Source organism: Cellulosimicrobium sp. MI9406 (assembly GCF_040595865.1).
Classification (GTDB): Bacteria; Actinomycetota; Actinomycetes; order Actinomycetales; family Cellulomonadaceae; genus Cellulosimicrobium; species Cellulosimicrobium funkei.
In genome coordinates, this window is the sequence record NZ_JALIZI010000006.1 from 174,589 (window position 1) to 191,517 (window position 16,929).

The window sequence follows — 16,929 nt, forward strand, 5'->3', positions numbered from 1 at the left end:
GACATCATGCGCACCGCCGAGATCCGCAAGCGCTGGCTCGACTACTTCGCCGACCGCGACCACACCGTCGTGCCGTCGGCGTCGCTCGTCTCCCCGGACCCGTCCACGCTGTTCACCATCGCGGGCATGGTCCCGTTCATCCCGTACATGACGGGGGAGCAGACCCCGCCGTGGGACCGCGCGACGAGCGTCCAGAAGTGCGTGCGCACCCTCGACATCGACGAAGTCGGCAAGACGACGCGTCACGGCACGTTCTTCCAGATGAACGGCAACTTCTCGTTCGGGGACTACTTCAAGGAAGGCGCGATCACCTACGCCTGGGACCTCGTCACGGGCGCGCGCGAGGAGGGGAAGTACGGCTTCGACCCCGAGAGCGTGTGGGTCACCGTCTACCACGACGACGACGAGGCGCGGCAGCTCTGGAAGCGCATCGCCGGCCTGCCGGACGAGCGCATCCAGGCTCGCGGCAAGAAGGACAACTACTGGTCCACGGGCCAGCCCGGCCCCGCGGGCCCGTGCTCGGAGATCTACATCGACCGCGGTCCCGAGTTCGGCCAGGAGGGTGGCCCCGTCGTCGACGAGGACCGCTACCTGGAGATCTGGAACCTGGTCTTCATGCAGTACGCGATCGACGACGTGAAGTCCAAGGAGGAGTTCCGGATCGTCTCGGAGCTCGCGCGCAAGAACATCGACACGGGCATGGGCCTGGAGCGCGTCGCCTACCTGCTCCAGGGCAAGGACAACCTCTACGAGATCGACGAGGTGTTCCCCGTCATCACCGCGGCCGAGGCGCTCTCGGGCAAGCGCTACGGCGCGAACCACGAGGACGACGTCCGCATGCGCGTCGTGGCCGACCACGTCCGCTCGGCCCTCATGATCATGAGCGACGGCGTGCGCCCGTCCAACGAGGGCCGCGGCTACGTGCTGCGCCGTCTGCTGCGCCGCTCGGTGCGCGCGATGCGCCTGCTCGGCGTCGAGGACCGCGCCATGCCCGCGCTGCTCCCGGTGAGCCGCGACGCGATGGCGCCGTCGTACCCGGAGGTCGCGACGGACTTCGCGCGCATCTCCGACGTCGCCTACACCGAGGAGGACGCGTTCCGTCGCACGCTCACGGCCGGCACGACGATCCTCGACACCGCCGTGTCGCGGGCGAAGGCCGCGGCCGGCTCGGGCGGGACGCCGCTGCTCGGCGGCGACCAGGCGTTCGCGCTGCATGACACCTACGGCTTCCCGATCGACCTCACGCTCGAGATGGCCGCCGAGCAGGGCGTCCAGGTCGACGAGAAGGCGTTCCGCGCGCTCATGACCGAGCAGCGCCAGCGGGCGCGCGCCGACGCGCTCGCGAAGCGCTCCGGCGGCGTCGACACGGCCGCGTACGAGTCGCTCGCGTCCGAGCTCGCGGCGCCCGTGGAGTTCCTCGGGTACACCGAGTCGTCCGCGGCGGTGCGCGTCGCCGGCCTGCTGGTCGACGGCGTCCCCGCCCCGGCCGCGACGGCCCCGGCGGACGTCGAGGTCGTGCTCGACCGCACCCCGTTCTACGCGGAGGCCGGTGGCCAGCTCGCCGACCACGGCACGATCGTGCTCGACGGCGGCGCGACCATCGAGGTCGACGACGTGCAGCGCCCGATCAAGGGCCTGTCGGTGCACCGCGGCCGCCTGGTCGAGGGCACCGCGGCGCTCGGCGACCCGGGCACCGCGACGATCGACCGCGACCGCCGCAAGGCGATCAGCCGCGCCCACTCGGCGACGCACATGATCCACAAGGCGCTCCAGGAGTCGCTCGGCAAGGACGCGACGCAGGCCGGGTCGGAGAACGCGCCCAGCCGCATCCGCTTCGACTTCCGCCGCTCGTCCGCCGTGCCCTCGGGCGCGCTCTCGGAGATCGAGGAGCGGGTCAACACCCAGCTCCAGGAGAACCTCGAGGTCACGGACCAGCTCATGCCGATCACCGAGGCGCGCGCCCTGGGGGCGATGGCGCTGTTCGGCGAGAAGTACGGCGACACCGTGCGCGTCGTCTCGATCGGCGGCGACTGGTCGCGCGAGCTCTGCGCGGGCACGCACGTGCAGCGCACGGGCCAGCTCGGCCTCGTCACGCTGCTCGGCGAGTCGTCGATCGGCTCGGGCGTGCGGCGCGTCGACGCGCTCGTCGGCGACGGCGCGTACGGCTTCCAGGCGAAGGAGCACGCGCTCGTGGGCCAGCTCACGGGCCTGCTCAACGTGCGGACCGAGGAGCTGCCCGACCGCGTGAGCACGCTCGTGTCGCGCCTGCGCGACGCAGAGAAGGAGCTCGCCCAGCTCCGGCAGGCCCAGCTCCTCGCGGCGGCCGGCACGCTCGCCGCCGGGGCGGAGCTCGTGGGTGGCACGCGCGTCGTCGTGCACGACGCCGGCGAGGCCGCGTCCGCGGACGACCTGCGCGCGCTCGCGCTCGACGTGCGCGGCCGGCTCGGCGAGGCGGAGCCTGCGGTCGTCGCCGTCGGCGGCGTCGCCAAGGGCCGCCCGCAGGTCGTCGTCGTGACGAACGCCTCCGCGCGCGCGGCCGGGCTGCGCGCCGGCGTGCTCGCCAAGGCCGCGGCCCAGACGCTCGGCGGCGGTGGCGGCGGCAAGGACGACATGGCCCAGGGCGGCGGCACGGACGTGTCCGCGCTGCCCGCCGCCCTCCGGGGCGTGCGCGACGGCGCCGCGGCCGGCGCGTGACCGGCCTGCCCGTGCAGCCCGCCGACGACGGGCGCGCCCCCCTCCCGCGGGGGGCGCGCCTCGGCGTCGACGTGGGCAGCGTCCGCGTCGGCCTGGCTGCGAGCGACCCCGACGGGCTCGTCGCGACCCCCGTCGAGACCCTCGCGCGCGACACCCGCGGCGGCGCGGCGGTCCCCGCCGACGTCGCCCGCATCGCGGCCGAGGTCGAGGAGCGCAACGCCCAGGTCGTGTACGTGGGCCTGCCGCGTCACCTCTCGGGCGGGGAGGGCGCCGCCGCCCAGGGCGCGCGGGCGTACGCTGGTGCGGTGGCTCGCGTCGTCGCACCGGTGCCGGTGCACCTCGTCGACGAGCGGATGACGACCGTCAGCGCCCACCAGGCGCTGCACGCGTCGGGACGCGCCGGTCGCAAGCACCGGAGCGTCGTCGACCAGGCCGCCGCCGTTATCATTCTGCAATCCGCTCTCGAGGCCGAGCGGGGCGCGGGGGTGCGCGCCGGAGAACCTGTAGACCCGACAGGAGACCACCGACCGTGACCGACCTGTTCGAACGGCCCGCAGTCCAGGGCGAGCAGCAGCCCGCGCGCTCCTCGCGCGCCGAGCAGCGCGCGCGCCGGGCCGCGAAGAAGCGACGCCAGCGCCGGCGCCGCCGGGCCCTCGTGGTCCTGCTCGTCTCGCTCCTCGTGGTGGGCGGAGCGGGCTATCTCCTGCTCAACAACGCCTCCGACCTGTTCGGGTTCGCGAACCCGCTCGAGGCGAAGGACTTCGACGGCCCGGGGACCGAGCCCGTCGACGTCGTGATCGAGCCGGGGTCCACGGGCCGCGACATGGGGGCCGTGCTCACCGAGGCGGGCGTCGTCGCGAGCTCAGCGGCGTTCGCGAACGCGTTCGAGGAGAACCCGAACGCCGGCAAGATCCAGCCGGGCACGCACACGCTGCTCCTCGGCATGTCGGCGAAGGACGCCGTCGCGCGTCTCGTGGCGAACGACTCGCGAGTCGAGACGAAGATCACGATCCCCGAGGGCTACACCGTCAAGCAGATCCTCGAGCGGTCGTCCTCCGTCACCGGGATCCCTGTCGCGGAGTTCGAGGCGGCCATGGCCGACACCGCCGCCACGGGCCTGCCCGCTGAGGCGAACGGCAACTACGAGGGCTGGCTCTACCCGACGACGTACGTCCTCGAGCCGGGTGACGTGAGCCCGCAGTCAGTGATCCAGCAGATGGTCTCGCAGACCGTGATGAAGCTGGACGAGCTGGGGGTTGCCCCTGAGGATCGGGAGACCGTCCTGAACAAGGCCTCTCTGATCGAGCGGGAGGCGAAGTACGCCCCCGACCGACCAAAGATGGCCCGCGCGATCGAGAACCGCCTGGCCATCAACATGGCGCTCGAGATCGACGCGGCGGTCGCCTACGGCCTCGACAAGCCGGGTACCGAGCTCACGCGCGAGGACACCCGGAACCCCGACAACCCGTTCAACACCTACGCCCACAAGGGTCTGCCCCCGACTCCGATCGCGAGCCCAGGCGCCGACTCGCTGGCGGCCGTGGTGAGTCCGGAACCAGGCGACTGGATCTTCTGGACCGCGGTCAACCTGGAGACTGGCGAGACCAAGTTCGCGGTGACGTGGGACGAGCACCAGAAGAACGTGGCCGAGCTGCGTCGGTGGCAGGCGGAGAACGGCGGGTGAGCACCAAGCGCCCGCCGCGACGTGCGGCCGTCCTCGGCCACCCCGTCGCGCACTCGCTGTCCCCGGTGCTGCACCGTGCCGCGTACGACGCGCTCGGGCTGGACGGGTGGTCGTACGAGGCGATCGACACGACCGAGGAGCAGCTCCCGGCCTTCGTCAACGGCCTCGACGCCTCGTGGGCGGGTCTGAGCCTGACCATGCCGCTCAAGCACGCCGTGATCCCGCTGCTGGACCACGTCGACCCGCTCGCGAACGTCGTCGGGGCGGTCAACACGCTCGTGGTGCAGCCCACGGGCGGGACGCGACCGACGTTCGTCGGGACGAACACCGACGTGCACGGCCTCGTGGCGGCGCTGCGCGAAGGACTGGGGGAGCGGGAGGTGCGCTCCGCCGTCGTGCTGGGCGCCGGGGCGACCGCCGCCTCGACGCTCGCCGCGCTCGCGCAGCTGGGCTGCACCGCGCCGACCGTCCTCGTGCGCTCGCTCGGGCGCACGGGCAGCCTCCAGCGCGCCGCGCACCGGATGGGCGTCGAGCCGCGGTTCGAGGTGCTGGACCCGGCGTCGCCCGCGCTCGTCGACCGCCTCGCGCGCACGGACGCCGTCGTGGCCACCCTGCCGTCGCGTGCCGCCGACCCGGTGGCGGACGCGCTGTCCGGGGCCGGGGCGACGCCCGGCGGGGTCCTCCTCGACGTCGTCTACGACCCCCGGCCCACCGCGCTGTCCGTCGTCTGGACCGCGGGCGGCGGCACCGTCGTCGGCGGCGAGCGCATGCTCCTGCACCAGGCGGCCGAGCAGGTGCGGCTCATGACGGGCAGGCCCGCGCCGCTGGCGACGATGGACCGCGCCCTCGGCTCCGCGCTCGGCGCCCCGGTCTGAGCCCGCCGGGGGCGCTCAGCCGCCGAGGACCGCGCCGGTCATCGTCTGCCCCCAGCCGGCGGCGACGCCCGCGCCGAGCACCATGAACGGGCCGAAGGCCACCGCGGTGTCGCGGCGAGCGCGCCGCGAGATCACCAGCCCGAGCGCCCACGCCCCGCCGAGCAGGAACGGCAGGAGGAGCCCGGCGACGAGCTCGGCCCACCCGAGCCACGCGAGCGGGGTCCCGAGCGTCCCGGCGAGTTTCACGTCGCCGAACCCCAGCCCGGGCGGGTGCGCGAGCCGCAGCGCGGCGTAGGCGCAGAAGCCCACGGCGCCCCCGGCGAGCGCGCGGACGAGCGGCTCCCCGTCGCCCGCCGCGAGCGACGCGACCGTGAGCAGCACGACGACCGCGACCCCCGTCGGGAGCACGATCACGTCCGGCAGGCGATGGGTGCGCGCGTCGACCACGGCGAGCAGCGCACCGGCCGCGGCGACGACCACGAGGGCGGGCGTCGCCCACGACGGGCCCGACAACCACACCGCGGCCAGCGCCGCGAGCAGCGCGAGCGCCCCACCCGCCCGGCCCGCGACCCGGAGCTCCCGGGCGAGGTCGGCGCGACGGCGTCGTCCCCACGACCTCGGCGCGTCCGCGGTCACGACGGCCGCCCGTGCCTCGTCCGGTTCGTCGTCACCCGACCCGCGGAGCGATGCCGCGGCGTGCCTCGTCCCGTCCCCCTGCTGGACCATGCGCGGCACCGTAGCGCGCCCGCGGTGGCGTGGGACGTCGTCGTCCACAGACCGCCGCGTCGGCGGGCACGGCGCGGCCCGCGGCGTCCCCTCAGGACTCCTCGACCCGTCGTCGCGCGCCGTCGGTCCGTACTGCGGGCGCCCGCCGGGACGGGCGCGCCGACGTGGGAGGATGGCGATCATGCTGCGTTGGTTGACATCGGGTGAGTCGCACGGCGAGGCGCTGGTCGGGATCCTCGACGGGCTGCCCGCGGGCGTCGAGCTCACGACGGACGACGTGCGCGCCGCGCTCGCGCGCCGCCGCCTCGGGTACGGCCGCGGTTCGCGGCAGAAGTTCGAGCAGGACGAGCTGCGCGTCCTCGGCGGCCTGCGCCACGGCGTGACCCAGGGCGGGCCGCTGGCCATCGAGATCGCGAACTCCGAGTGGCCCAAGTGGGTCGACGTCATGTCGTCGGACCCGGTGCCGCCCGAGGCCCTGCTCGTCGACGCCGGGACGGGCGACGTCCGGGAGATCGCGCGCAACCGCCCGCTCACCCGGCCCCGCCCGGGGCACGCCGACCTCGTCGGCATGCGCAAGTACGGCTTCGAGGACGCGCGCCCCGTGCTCGAGCGCGCCTCGGCACGCGAGACGGCGACGCGCGTCGCGCTCGGCACGGCCGCGGCGAAGTTCCTCGAGCAGGCGCTCGGCGTCCGGCTCGTGTCGCACGTCGTCGCCATCGGGCCGGTCGAGGTCCCCGAGGACGCGCCGGTGCCCGGCCCCGACGACGTCACGGCGCTCGACGCGGACCCGGTGCGCTGCTTCGACCCGGACGCCGCCGCGGCCATGGTCGCGGAGATCGACGAGTGCCAGAAGGCGGGCGACACCCTCGGCGGCGTCGTCGAGGTGCTCGCGTACGGGGTCCCCTCCGGCCTGGGCACCTACGCGCAGAGCGACCGTCGCCTCGACGCGCGCCTCGCCGCCGTCCTCATGGGGATCCAGGCGATCAAGGGCGTCGAGGTCGGCGACGGCTTCCGCACCGCGCGCCGCCGCGGGTCCGCCGCGCACGACGAGATCGAGCGCGGCGCCGACGGCCGCATCCACCGTCGCAGCAACCGCGCCGGCGGCGTCGAGGGCGGCATGTCGAACGGCGAGGTGGTGCGCGTGCGCGCCGCCATGAAGCCGATCTCGACGGTGCCGCGCGCGCTCGCGACGGTCGACGTCGTCACCGGCGACGTCGCCAAGGCCCAGCACCAGCGCTCCGACGTGTGCGCGGTCCCGCCCGCGGCGGTCGTCGCCGAGGCGATGGTCGCGCTCGTGCTCGCCGAGCAGGCGCTCGAGAAGTTCGGCGGCGACTCCGTCGCGGAGGTCCGCCGGAACGCCGAGGCGTACCTCGCCGCGATCCCCGAGCTGCAGCGCTGATGACGCCCGTCGCCCCGGGGACCCGCCCGGTCGTCGTGCTGGTCGGCCCGCCCGGCAGCGGGAAGTCGACCGTCGCGCGCCACCTGGCCGAGCTGCTCGGCCTCGCGCAGCGCGACACGGACGTCGACGTCGAGACCACGGCCGGGAAGCCGGTCGCGGACATCTTCGTCGACCACGGCGAGCCGCACTTCCGCGAGCTGGAGCGCGAGGCCGTGACGACCGCGCTCGCGACGCACGACGGCGTCCTCGCCCTGGGCGGCGGCGCGGTGCTCGACGAGCACACGCAGACCGCCCTCGCGGCGTACGTCGCCGCGGGTGGGACGGTCGTGTTCCTCGACGTGAGCCTCGCGCACGCCGCGCCGCGCGTCGGCCTCAACCAGGCACGCCCGCTCCTGCTCGGCAACCCGCGGGCGCGCTGGGCCGCCCTCATGGAGGCGCGTCGGCCCGTCTACGAACGGGTCTCGACGCTGCACGTCGTCACCGACGCGCGCACGCCCGCCCAGGTCGCCCGCGAGATCCGCGGGCACCTCGCGGGCGACGCCGCGCCCGGCACCCCGGGGCGCACGACGCCCGCACCCGCGCCGGCCGACCCCGCCGGCACCCCGGTCGAACAGGAGAACGCGTGACCCCCGACGCCACCACCCCCGCCCCGGACCCGGCCGCTGCCGCGCCGACGCGCGTCCGGGTCGCAGGCGAGCAGCCGTACGACGTCGTCGTGGGGCGCCACCTGCTCGGCGAGCTGCCCGCGATGCTCGGCGACTCGGTGCGCCGGGTGCTCGTCGTGCACCCCGCGGCACTCGCCGCGACGGCCGAGGTCGTCCACGAGGACCTCAAGGCGTCGGGCTACGAGGCGTACGCCGCGGAGGTGCCGGACGCCGAGGAGGCCAAGACCGCTCAGGTCGCCGCATTCCTGTGGGGCGTGCTCGGGCAGCTGGACTTCACGCGCACGGACGCGGTCGTCACGGTCGGCGGCGGCGCGACGACGGACCTCGGCGGCTTCGTCGCCGCGACGTGGCTGCGCGGCATCCGCGTGGTGCACGTGCCGACGACGCTCCTCGCGATGGTCGACGCCGCGGTCGGGGGCAAGACCGGCATCAACACCGCCGAGGGCAAGAACCTCGTCGGCGCGTTCCACCCGCCGGCGGGCGTCCTGTGCGACCTCGCGGCCCTGGAGTCGCTCGGGCGCTGGGACTTCGTCGCGGGGCTCGCGGAGGTCGTCAAGACGGGGTTCATCGCGGACGAGCGCATCCTCGAGCTCGTCGAGGAGCACGCCGACGCGCTCGCCGCGTGGGGGACCCGGCCGACGGCGGACGAGACCTGGGCCGTCGTCGCCGAGCTCGTCGAGCGCTCGGTCGCGGTCAAGGCGCGCGTCGTGGGGGAGGACCTCAAGGAGGCCGGGCTGCGCGAGATCCTCAACTACGGCCACACGCTGGGCCACGCCGTCGAGCTCACCGAGCGCTACCAGTGGCGCCACGGCGCGGCCGTCTCCGTCGGCATGGTGTTCGCCGCCGAGCTCTCGCGCCTCGCCGGGAAGCTGGACGACGCCGTCGTCGATCGCCACCGCGCGATCCTCGGCTCGCTCGGGCTGCCCCTCACCTACCGGGGCGACCGGTGGGAGCAGCTGCTGTCCGCCATGCGCCGCGACAAGAAGTCGCGCGGCGACCTCCTGCGCTTCGTCGTGCTCGACGACGTCGCCCGCCCGACGCGCCTCGAGGGCCCGGACCCGACGCTCCTCGCCGCGGCCTACGCCGAGATCGCGGCGGACGCCCCGGTGGGCCGCGGGCCGATCGCCCTCTGACGGATCCCCGGCAGGGTCAGGCCCAGAGCCCTCGTCCGCGGAGCACGTCGCGCAGCACGTCCGAGCGGTCGGTGACGATGCCGTCGACCCCGAGGTCGAGCAGCCGGTGCATGGTCGGCGCGTCGTTGACCGTCCAGGCGTGCACCGCGACGCCGGCCCGGTGCGCGGCCCGCACGAACGCCGAGTCCACGACCCGGACCCAGCCCTCGCGCACCGGGACCTGGAGGCAGTCGACCGAGCGGGCCGCGAGGCGGGCGAGCGCGTCCGCGCGCGCCCGCCCTGCGAGCAGCATGCCCACCACCGCGCCTCGCGCGCCGGACACGGTCACGGGGCGCGAGAGCCGCGCCACGGTCGCCTCCCGCCGCGACGCGGCGAACGACGCGACGCACACGCGGTCGTGCGCGCGCGTGCGCTCGATCGCGCGCGCGACGGGCTCGGCCGCCGCGGCCGACTTGACGTCGACGTTCACCCGCAGGTCCGGCCACGTCCCGAGGACGTCCTCCAGCGACGGCACCGGCTCCCGGCCGCCGATCCGGGCGGTGCGCACCGTGCGCCACGGCAGGTCGGCGACCAGGCCGCGCGCGTCGGTCGTCCGGTCCAGCGAGGCGTCGTGGAGCGCCACCGCGACGCCGTCCGACGTCGCGTGCGCGTCCGTCTCGACGTACCGGAGCCCCAGCTCGCGGGCCGCCGCGAACGCCGCCATCGAGTTCTCCAGGCCGTCGCGCGAGAAGCCGCGGTGCGCGAGCGCCGCGAACGGGGCGTCGAGGTAGCGCGTCGCGCTCATGCTGCTGTCCGCGGACGCGCGCCGGACGATGCGGGGACGGGCGCGGAGCGCAGGTGCGGGTGCCGTGCCGGAGGTCGGGGACGGGCAGCGCTGAAGGTCACCCCGCCAGCCTGCCCGAGGCCGTGGTCCGTCGCCCGCCGGGAGCGGCCCCGGACGTGTCGCCGTCGCTCGCTCCGGCACGGCTAGGCTCGGGCGCCATGGAACGCGTGCTCGTCCTCAACGGACCCAACCTCGGCCGGCTCGGCGTGCGTGAGCCGGAGATCTACGGCTCGGCCTCGATGGCGGACCTCCGCGAGTCGGCGACGACGTGGGGGAGCGCGCTCGACCTCGCCGTCGACGTGCGGCAGACCGACGACGAGTCCGAGCTCGTCGGCTGGCTGCACGAGGCCGTCGACGCGCGGGCCCACGTGGTGCTCAACCCGGCCGCGTTCACGCACTACTCCTACGCGGTGCGCGACGCCGCCGCGCAGGTCACGACGTCCGGCCTGCTGCTGGTCGAGGTCCACCTCAGCAACCCGGCGGCGCGCGAGGCGTTCCGCAGCCACTCCGTCGTGGGGGCGGTCGCGACCGGCACGGTCGCGGGCTTCGGCTTCGACTCCTACCGGCTCGCGCTCGAGGCCGTCGCCGCGCGCCTGCGCCAGAGCCAGGCTTGATCTGGCCTCATCAAGCCTCTGGGCTTGATCGTCGACGAACAAGGGTCTAGCCTTGATGTCATGTACGTGCTGACCGTCGACCAGCGGGGGAGCACCGGTCGTCCCGACCGCGTCCCCGAGGTGCTCGCGCGGCTCGACGAGATGCTGGCGGGCCGCGGCGGCGTCGTCGTCCCGTTCGCCCGAACGGTCGGCGACGAGGTCCAGGGCGTCCTCGACGACCCGGAGGCCGTCGTCGAGGTCGTGCTCGACCTCCTGCGCGACGGCGGCTGGAGCGTCGGCCTCGGCGTCGGGCCGGTCGACGAGCCGCTGCCCGCGGTCTCGCGCGAGGCGTCGGGCACGGCGTTCGTGCGCGCCCGCGAGGCGGTCGAGCAGGCGAAGTCGCGCGCGGCGACCGCGCCCGTGGCCGTCCGTGGGGAGCCCGCGGCGCGCGCCGCGGAGGTCGAGGCGCTCCTGCGCCTCCTCGCGGCGGTCGTGGACCGGCGCACAGCGCCCGGGTGGGAGGCCGTCGACGCGCTGGCGCGTGTGGGTGGTACCCAGAAGGATGTGGCTCGCGCGCTCGGCGTGTCCGAGCAGGCGGTCAGCCAGCGGCTGCGCACCGCGCTGTGGCCCGAGGAGGCGGCGGCGCGGCCCGTGGTCGCGAGGCTGCTGGGCGAGCTCCACGAGGGGCCGCCGGTGGATCGGCAGGAGGAGAAGGCGTGACGGACCCGGTGACGGTCGTGCTCGTGGTGCTCGTCTGGGTGGTCGCGCTCGCCGCGAGCGTCCTCGGCGGCGGCCCCGTGACCCAGGGGGTCCTGCGCGCGGCGGCGCGCGCGGGCGGCTCCGCCGCCCCGGGTCGCGCCGGCCGGCCGCGGCGCGGTGCCCCGGCGGACCCGGCGGCCGTCCCGGTGCCCCCGCCGCCCCCTCCGACGACGGGACCGATCGGGACGGAGGCCGTCAAGGCCCTGCGCGGCGGGACGTGGATCGGGATCCTCGAGCGGTTCGCGATCACGGGCTGCCTCCTCGCGGGCGAGCCGGGCGGCATCGCCTTCGTCGTCGCGATCAAGGGCCTCGGCCGCTACCCCGAGCTGCGCGAGCACCCCGTCGCGTCGGAGCGCTTCGTCATCGGGACGCTCGCCTCGATGTGCTGGGCGGCGACCCTGGGCGTCGTGGCGAACGCGGTCCTCGCCGCGCTCCGGTAAGATCGTCAAGGCCCATTTCCGCATCCCGCTCCCGTGGCCCCGTCGTGCCGTCCCGGCACGCGGCAGCGCGTCGACGGGACCGCTGACCCTCCGACAGGAAGACGAACGTGGCGACCACCAACGACATCAAGAACGGCACCGTGCTGCGACTCGACGGCCAGCTGTGGACCGTGATCGAGTTCCAGCACGTCAAGCCCGGCAAGGGTGGCGCGTTCGTCCGCACCAAGATCAAGAACGTCATGACGGGCAAGACGATCGACAAGACGTTCAACGCCGGGCTCAAGATCGAGACCGCCAACGTCGACCGCCGTGACTTCCAGTACCTGTACCAGGACGGCGCGGACTACGTGTTCATGGACACCTCGACGTACGACCAGATCACGGTCGGTGCCGAGATCGTCGGCGACGCCAAGGACTACATGCTCGAGAACCAGAACGTGCTCATCGCGTCGAACGACGGCCAGCCGCTCTACATCGAGCTGCCCGCCTCGGTCGTCCTCGAGATCACGTACACCGAGCCGGGCCTGCAGGGCGACCGCTCGACGGGCGGCACCAAGCCCGCGACGCTCGAGACGGGCGCGCAGATCCAGGTCCCGCTCTTCCTCGAGCAGGGCACCAAGGTCAAGGTCGACACGCGTGACGGGTCGTACCTCGGCCGCGTGAACGACTGACCGCCGGCACCGACGGACAGACGACGGACTGACATGGCCGCACGCACCAAGGCGCGCAAGCGCGCGCTCGACGTCCTCTTCGAGGCGGAGCAGCGTCACGTGGACCCGACGACCCTCCTCGCGGAGCGCGTCGCCGACCCCGGGACGGCGCAGACCGCGCTGCCGCAGTACGCGGTCGACATCGTCGAGGGCGTGCTCGCCCATCGCGAGCGCATCGACGAGCTGCTCGAGACGTACTCCCACGGGTGGACGCTCGAGCGCATGCCCGCCGTCGACCGGGCGCTGCTGCGCATCGGCGGCTGGGAGATCCTCTTCAACGACGACGTCCCGGACGTCGTCGCGATCGACGAGGCCGTCGACCTCGCGCGCTCCCTGTCGACGGACGACTCGCCGTCGTTCGTCAACGGGCTGCTCGCGCGCATCGTCGAGATGAAGCCGACGATCACGGCCTGACCGCGGCGCCCGGCCCCGGCCGGGACGACGCCTCGCGCGGCGTCGGTCACGGGTGTGACCGACGCCGCGTCCCACCGGGCGGGACGCGCACCCGGCCGCCGGACCACCGGCGGTAGGGTGGGTGACCGTCAGACATCCTTTAAGGCCCGTCCTGTGAGGCGGGGAAGGAGGTCGCCGGACATGAGCTCTGGCGCTGCTGTGCCCACACCATCCGCACCCCGGCCGGGGTCCGACCCCGAGACGGGGCCGACCGCCGGGACCGTCGTCCTCACGGCGGCGGACATCTCCCGCGCGCTGACGCGCATCGCCCACGAGATCGTGGAGCGCAACAAGGGAGCCCACGACCTCGTCCTCCTCGGCATCCCGACGCGCGGCGTCCCGCTCGCGGCCCGGCTCGCCGAGCGTCTCGCCGCGATCGAGGCAGACGGCGCGCCCGACCCGCACGCGATCGTCGGCGAGCTCGACGTGACGATGTACCGCGACGACCTGCACCGTCACCCGACGCGCACGATCGGCGCGACGCGCCTGCCCGCGTCGGGGATCGACGGCAAGGTCGTGGTCCTCGTCGACGACGTCCTGTACTCCGGCCGCACGATCCGGGCCGCGCTCGACGCGATCAGCGACCTCGGCCGCCCGCGCGCGGTGCAGCTCGCGGCGCTCGTCGACCGCGGCCACCGGGAGCTCCCGATCCGCCCCGACTTCGTGGGCAAGAACCTGCCCACGTCGACGTCCGAGCGCGTGAGCGTGCGCCTCGCCGAGATCGACGGCGCCACGGCGGGCGACGCGTCCGCCGACGCGGTCGTCATCCGGTCCGCACCCTCGCAAGCGAGCGCCTCCGAGGACGGGGAGGTCCGCGCATGAGGCACCTGCTCTCGACCCAGGACCTCGGGCGCGCCGACGCGGTCCGCATCCTCGACACGGCCGCCCAGATGGCCGCGACGCAGTCGCGCGAGATCAAGAAGCTCCCGACGCTGCGCGGGCGCACGGTCGTCAACCTCTTCTACGAGGACTCCACGCGCACGCGCATCTCCTTCGAGACCGCGGCGAAGCGCCTGTCGGCGGACGTCATCAACTTCTCGGCCAAGGGGTCGAGCGTGTCCAAGGGCGAGTCGCTCAAGGACACCGCGCTGACGCTCCAGGCGATGGGCGCGGACGCGGTCGTCGTGCGGCACCAGGCGTCGGGCGCCCCGCACCTGCTCGCGCACGCGGGCTGGCTCGACGCGGCCGTGGTCAACGCGGGCGACGGCATGCACCAGCACCCGACGCAGGCGCTCCTCGACGCGTACACGCTGCGCCGCCACCTCACCGGGACGGGACTGACGTCGCCGGGGGCGAGCGGTCCCGACGACGCCGCGGCGCGTGGCGCGGGCCTCGACGGGCGCCACGTCGCGATCGTCGGCGACGTGCTGCACTCGCGGGTCGCGCGCTCGAACGTCCACCTGCTGCACACGCTCGGGGCCCGCGTGACGCTCGTCGCGCCGCCCACGCTGCTGCCGGTCGGCGTCCAGACGTGGCCGTGCGAGGTCTCCTACGACCTGGACGCGGCCCTCGCGGGCGACACGGCGCACGGCGGCCCCGACGCCGTGATGATGCTGCGCGTGCAGCGCGAGCGCATGAGCGGCGCCGGCGCGGGGGGCGGGGCCTTCTTCCCGAACCCGCTCGAGTACAGCCGCAAGTACGGGCTCGACGCCCGGCGCCTCGGGCTCCTCGCCGAGCACGCCGTCGTCCTGCACCCCGGCCCCATGAACCGCGGCCTCGAGATCTCCGCGCAGGCGGCGGACTCGCCGCGCGCGGTGATCGTCGAGCAGGTCGCGAACGGCGTCGCCGTGCGCATGGCCGTGCTCTACCTCCTCCTCGCGGGCAGCGACGAGGCCGACGCCGCGGCGTCGGCCGCGCCCCTGCCCTCCGCCCAGCCCGTCCCCGCCGTCGAAAGGGTCTCCGCCTCGTGAGCAGCGCCGCAACCACCACGTACGTCCTGCGCGGCGCGCGCCCGCTGGGCGGCGACCCCGTCGACCTCGTCCTCGCGGACGGCGTGGTCGCCGAGCTCGCCCCGGTCGGCGCCGCGCGCGCCGCGGACGACGACGGCACGGTCGTCGTCGACGCGACGGGCCTCGTCGCCCTGCCGGGGCTGGTCGACCTGCACACCCACCTGCGCGAGCCGGGGCGCGAGGACGCCGAGACGATCGCGTCCGGCACCCGCGCCGCGGCGGCGGGCGGCTTCACGGCCGTGCACGCGATGGCGAACACGACCCCGGTCGCGGACACGGCGGGCGTCGTCGAGCAGGTGTGGCGCCTCGGGCGCGACGCGGGCTGGGTCGACGTGCACCCCGTGGGCGCCGTCTCCGTCGGGCTCGCGGGCGAGCAGCTCGCCGAGCTCGGCGCGATGGCCGACTCCGCGGCCCGCGTGCGGGTGTTCTCGGACGACGGGAAGTGCGTCGACGACCCGATCCTCATGCGCCGCGCCCTCGAGTACGTCAAGGCGTTCGACGGCGTCGTCGCCCAGCACGCGCAGGAGCCGCGCCTCACCGAGGGCGCCCAGATGAACGAGGGCGTCGTGTCGGCGGAGCTCGGCCTCGCGGGCTGGCCCGCGGTCGCCGAGGAGGCGATCATCGCGCGCGACGTGCTCCTCGCGGAGCACGTGGGCTCGCGCCTGCACGTGTGCCACCTGTCGACCGCCGGCTCGGTCGAGATCGTCCGCTGGGCCAAGGGCCGCGGGATCGACGTCACGGCCGAGGTCACGCCGCACCACCTCGTGCTCACCGACGACCTGGCGCGCGGCTACGACCCGACGTTCAAGGTCAACCCGCCGCTGCGCACGGCCGCGGACGTCGAGGCGGTGCGCGAGGGCCTCGCCGACGGCACGATCGACATCGTCGCGACCGACCACGCGCCGCACGCGCGCGAGGACAAGGACTGCGAGTGGGCCGCGGCCGCGTTCGGCATGACGGGCCTCGAGACGGCGCTGAGCGTCGTGCAGCAGACCATGGTCGACACGGGCCGCATGACGTGGGCCGACGTCGCGCGCGTGCTGTCGAGCGCGCCCGCGCGCATCGGTCGCATCGACACGGGGGAGCGCGCCCAGGGCCGCCCGCTCGAGGTCGGCGAGCCCGCGAACGTCACGCTCGTCGACCCGGCCGCGCGGCGCGTGGTCGACGGCGCCGGGCAGGCCACCGCGAGCACCAACACGCCCTTCCAGGGCCGCGAGCTGCCCGGTGCGGTCGTCGCGACGTTCCTGCGGGGCCGGGCCACCGTGCTCGACGGCGCGCCCGTCGAGGCGGTCGCGGCCGGTCGGGGGGTGGGGGCGTGAACCTGCCGCAGCCCGTCGCGGCCGGGATCTGGGTCGTCCTCGGCGTCGTCCTGCTGACGCTCGTGCTCGTCGGCCGCCGCCGGCTCGTGCGCCGCTCCGCGGGCTTCGTCCCGACGCCGCCCGCCGTGCCGGCGGAGGCCGCGCGCGGCGGCGTCCTGCTCGGGCCGCTCGACGCGCTGTACGTGTCGAGCACGCTCGCGGGCGACTGGCTCGCGCGCGTCGGCGCCCACGGCCTCGGTGACCGCGCGCAGGCCCGGGTCACCGTGCACGACGCCGGCCTGCACGTCGCGCGCCGCGGCGCCGACGACGTGTGGGTCCCCGCGGCGGCCGTCGAGGACGTCGCCCTCACCCCGGGCATGGCGGGGAAGTTCGTCGGGAAGGAAGCCATTGTCGTCGTGACGTGGTCCGTCCCGGCCGAGCCGGTCCCCGCCGACGCCCCCGAGGTCCCGGCGCACCCCGAGGTCCGGCTGGACACCGGCCTCATGCCGCGCCACGACCACGACGTCCCGCGTCTCCTGGAGGCCGTGCGCGACCTCGCCGGCCGCCCCCGGGACGCGGGCGGCGACGGCACCCGCGAACGACGAACCGGGGCGCCGAGCAGCGCCACCGACGCACCCACCGACCAGGACGGCCCGGCGCCGACGCGCGAGAGCGCGGCACCCGGCACCGACGAGAACGACGAGGAAGCACCTTGACCGCCTCAGCGA

18 protein-coding genes are annotated in these 16,929 nt (G+C 75.1%); 16 read left to right on the forward strand and 2 right to left on the reverse strand.

What is annotated here, in order from left to right:
- Nucleotides 1-6 precede the first annotated feature (6 nt).
- From alaS to MT994_RS12835, 4 genes are read left to right on the forward strand one after another with little or no spacing between them, the layout of a single operon-like run.
- Nucleotides 7-2,694, forward strand: a complete 2,688-nt coding sequence (alaS, locus tag MT994_RS12820) for an alanine--tRNA ligase (protein ID WP_354806547.1) — start codon at nt 7-9, stop codon at nt 2,692-2,694.
- Nucleotides 2,691-3,227, forward strand: coding sequence for a Holliday junction resolvase RuvX (gene ruvX / locus MT994_RS12825; RefSeq protein WP_228485331.1), 537 nt, complete (start codon nt 2,691-2,693; stop codon nt 3,225-3,227). The genes alaS and ruvX overlap by 4 nt, the downstream gene beginning before the upstream one ends.
- Nucleotides 3,224-4,378 (forward strand): endolytic transglycosylase MltG, encoded by a 1,155-nt coding sequence (gene mltG / locus MT994_RS12830; protein WP_021483079.1) that lies wholly within the window; start codon nt 3,224-3,226, stop codon nt 4,376-4,378. The genes ruvX and mltG overlap by 4 nt, the downstream gene beginning before the upstream one ends.
- Nucleotides 4,375-5,253, forward strand: a complete 879-nt coding sequence (locus MT994_RS12835; RefSeq protein ID WP_354806548.1) for a shikimate dehydrogenase — start codon at nt 4,375-4,377, stop codon at nt 5,251-5,253. Before mltG ends, MT994_RS12835 begins: the two co-directional genes overlap by 4 nt.
- 15 nt (nt 5,254-5,268) lie before the next feature.
- Here MT994_RS12835 and MT994_RS12840 read toward each other — a convergent pair whose 3' ends face one another.
- Nucleotides 5,269-5,979 carry an A24 family peptidase gene (locus MT994_RS12840; protein WP_354806550.1) on the reverse strand — a complete coding sequence of 237 codons (711 nt, stop codon included), beginning with the start codon at nt 5,977-5,979 and terminating at the stop codon, nt 5,269-5,271.
- Between the two features lie 181 nt (nt 5,980-6,160).
- On the opposite strand from MT994_RS12840, the gene aroC reads away from it, so the two are divergent.
- From aroC to aroB, 3 genes are read left to right on the forward strand one after another with little or no spacing between them, the layout of a single operon-like run.
- Nucleotides 6,161-7,378, forward strand: coding sequence for a chorismate synthase (gene aroC, locus MT994_RS12845; protein ID WP_043658430.1), 1,218 nt, complete (start codon nt 6,161-6,163; stop codon nt 7,376-7,378).
- Nucleotides 7,378-8,004, forward strand: coding sequence for a shikimate kinase (locus tag MT994_RS12850; protein WP_083385036.1), 627 nt, complete (start codon nt 7,378-7,380; stop codon nt 8,002-8,004). Before aroC ends, MT994_RS12850 begins: the two co-directional genes overlap by 1 nt.
- Nucleotides 8,001-9,176, forward strand: coding sequence for a 3-dehydroquinate synthase (gene aroB, locus MT994_RS12855; protein ID WP_354806552.1), 1,176 nt, complete (start codon nt 8,001-8,003; stop codon nt 9,174-9,176). The genes MT994_RS12850 and aroB overlap by 4 nt, the downstream gene beginning before the upstream one ends.
- Nucleotides 9,177-9,192: 16 nt before the next feature.
- Here the strand turns inward: aroB and MT994_RS12860 are convergent, their stop codons facing one another.
- Entirely contained in the window at nt 9,193-9,960 is a 768-nt protein-coding gene (locus MT994_RS12860) for a glycerophosphodiester phosphodiesterase family protein (protein ID WP_061267279.1), read from the reverse strand.
- 197 nt (nt 9,961-10,157) lie between these two features.
- On the opposite strand from MT994_RS12860, the gene MT994_RS12865 reads away from it, so the two are divergent.
- The 9 genes from MT994_RS12865 (at nt 10,158) to MT994_RS12905 (ending at nt 16,917) form a co-directional block, all read left to right on the forward strand.
- Nucleotides 10,158-10,613, forward strand: a complete 456-nt coding sequence (locus MT994_RS12865) for a type II 3-dehydroquinate dehydratase (RefSeq protein ID WP_354806553.1) — start codon at nt 10,158-10,160, stop codon at nt 10,611-10,613.
- Between the two features lie 60 nt (nt 10,614-10,673).
- Nucleotides 10,674-11,312, forward strand: coding sequence for a hypothetical protein (locus MT994_RS12870; RefSeq protein WP_061267281.1), 639 nt, complete (start codon nt 10,674-10,676; stop codon nt 11,310-11,312).
- The gene (locus MT994_RS12875; RefSeq protein WP_206153989.1) at nt 11,309-11,791 is read left to right on the forward strand and encodes a hypothetical protein; all 483 of its coding nucleotides are present in this window, start codon (nt 11,309-11,311) and stop codon (nt 11,789-11,791) included. The genes MT994_RS12870 and MT994_RS12875 overlap by 4 nt, the downstream gene beginning before the upstream one ends.
- A 107-nt stretch (nt 11,792-11,898) precedes the next feature.
- Nucleotides 11,899-12,462 (forward strand): elongation factor P, encoded by a 564-nt coding sequence (efp, locus tag MT994_RS12880; RefSeq protein WP_021482610.1) that lies wholly within the window; start codon nt 11,899-11,901, stop codon nt 12,460-12,462.
- Nucleotides 12,463-12,495: 33 nt separating this feature from the next.
- Nucleotides 12,496-12,915 (forward strand): transcription antitermination factor NusB, encoded by a 420-nt coding sequence (nusB, locus tag MT994_RS12885; protein WP_021482611.1) that lies wholly within the window; start codon nt 12,496-12,498, stop codon nt 12,913-12,915.
- A gap of 180 nt (nt 12,916-13,095) precedes the next feature.
- Nucleotides 13,096-13,776: a bifunctional pyr operon transcriptional regulator/uracil phosphoribosyltransferase PyrR gene (pyrR, locus tag MT994_RS12890; protein WP_021482612.1), complete on the forward strand. Its 681-nt coding sequence runs from the start codon at nt 13,096-13,098 to the stop codon at nt 13,774-13,776.
- Complete coding sequence (locus MT994_RS12895) at nt 13,773-14,864, forward strand: aspartate carbamoyltransferase catalytic subunit (protein WP_086150375.1); 1,092 nt, start codon at nt 13,773-13,775, stop codon at nt 14,862-14,864. The genes pyrR and MT994_RS12895 overlap by 4 nt, the downstream gene beginning before the upstream one ends.
- Nucleotides 14,861-16,222, forward strand: a complete 1,362-nt coding sequence (locus MT994_RS12900; RefSeq protein ID WP_051028381.1) for a dihydroorotase — start codon at nt 14,861-14,863, stop codon at nt 16,220-16,222. Before MT994_RS12895 ends, MT994_RS12900 begins: the two co-directional genes overlap by 4 nt.
- Nucleotides 16,219-16,917, forward strand: coding sequence for a hypothetical protein (locus tag MT994_RS12905; protein WP_354806554.1), 699 nt, complete (start codon nt 16,219-16,221; stop codon nt 16,915-16,917). Before MT994_RS12900 ends, MT994_RS12905 begins: the two co-directional genes overlap by 4 nt.
- Nucleotides 16,918-16,929 lie beyond the last annotated feature (12 nt).

Excerpts from the sequence above, each read along its gene's own strand:
- alaS (WP_354806547.1), top strand. The coding sequence starts at position 7 with ATGCGCACCGCCGAGATCCGCAAGCGCTGGCTCGACTACTTCGCCGAC.
- MT994_RS12840 (WP_354806550.1), bottom strand. The coding sequence starts at position 5,979 with ATGGTCCAGCAGGGGGACGGGACGAGGCACGCCGCGGCATCGCTCCGC.
- aroC (WP_043658430.1), top strand. The coding sequence starts at position 6,161 with ATGCTGCGTTGGTTGACATCGGGTGAGTCGCACGGCGAGGCGCTGGTC.
- MT994_RS12850 (WP_083385036.1), top strand. The coding sequence starts at position 7,378 with ATGACGCCCGTCGCCCCGGGGACCCGCCCGGTCGTCGTGCTGGTCGGC.
- MT994_RS12860 (WP_061267279.1), bottom strand. The coding sequence starts at position 9,960 with ATGAGCGCGACGCGCTACCTCGACGCCCCGTTCGCGGCGCTCGCGCAC.
- MT994_RS12865 (WP_354806553.1), top strand. The coding sequence starts at position 10,158 with ATGGAACGCGTGCTCGTCCTCAACGGACCCAACCTCGGCCGGCTCGGC.
- MT994_RS12870 (WP_061267281.1), top strand. The coding sequence starts at position 10,674 with ATGTACGTGCTGACCGTCGACCAGCGGGGGAGCACCGGTCGTCCCGAC.
- nusB (WP_021482611.1), top strand. The coding sequence starts at position 12,496 with ATGGCCGCACGCACCAAGGCGCGCAAGCGCGCGCTCGACGTCCTCTTC.
- pyrR (WP_021482612.1), top strand. The coding sequence starts at position 13,096 with ATGAGCTCTGGCGCTGCTGTGCCCACACCATCCGCACCCCGGCCGGGG.
- MT994_RS12895 (WP_086150375.1), top strand. The coding sequence starts at position 13,773 with ATGAGGCACCTGCTCTCGACCCAGGACCTCGGGCGCGCCGACGCGGTC.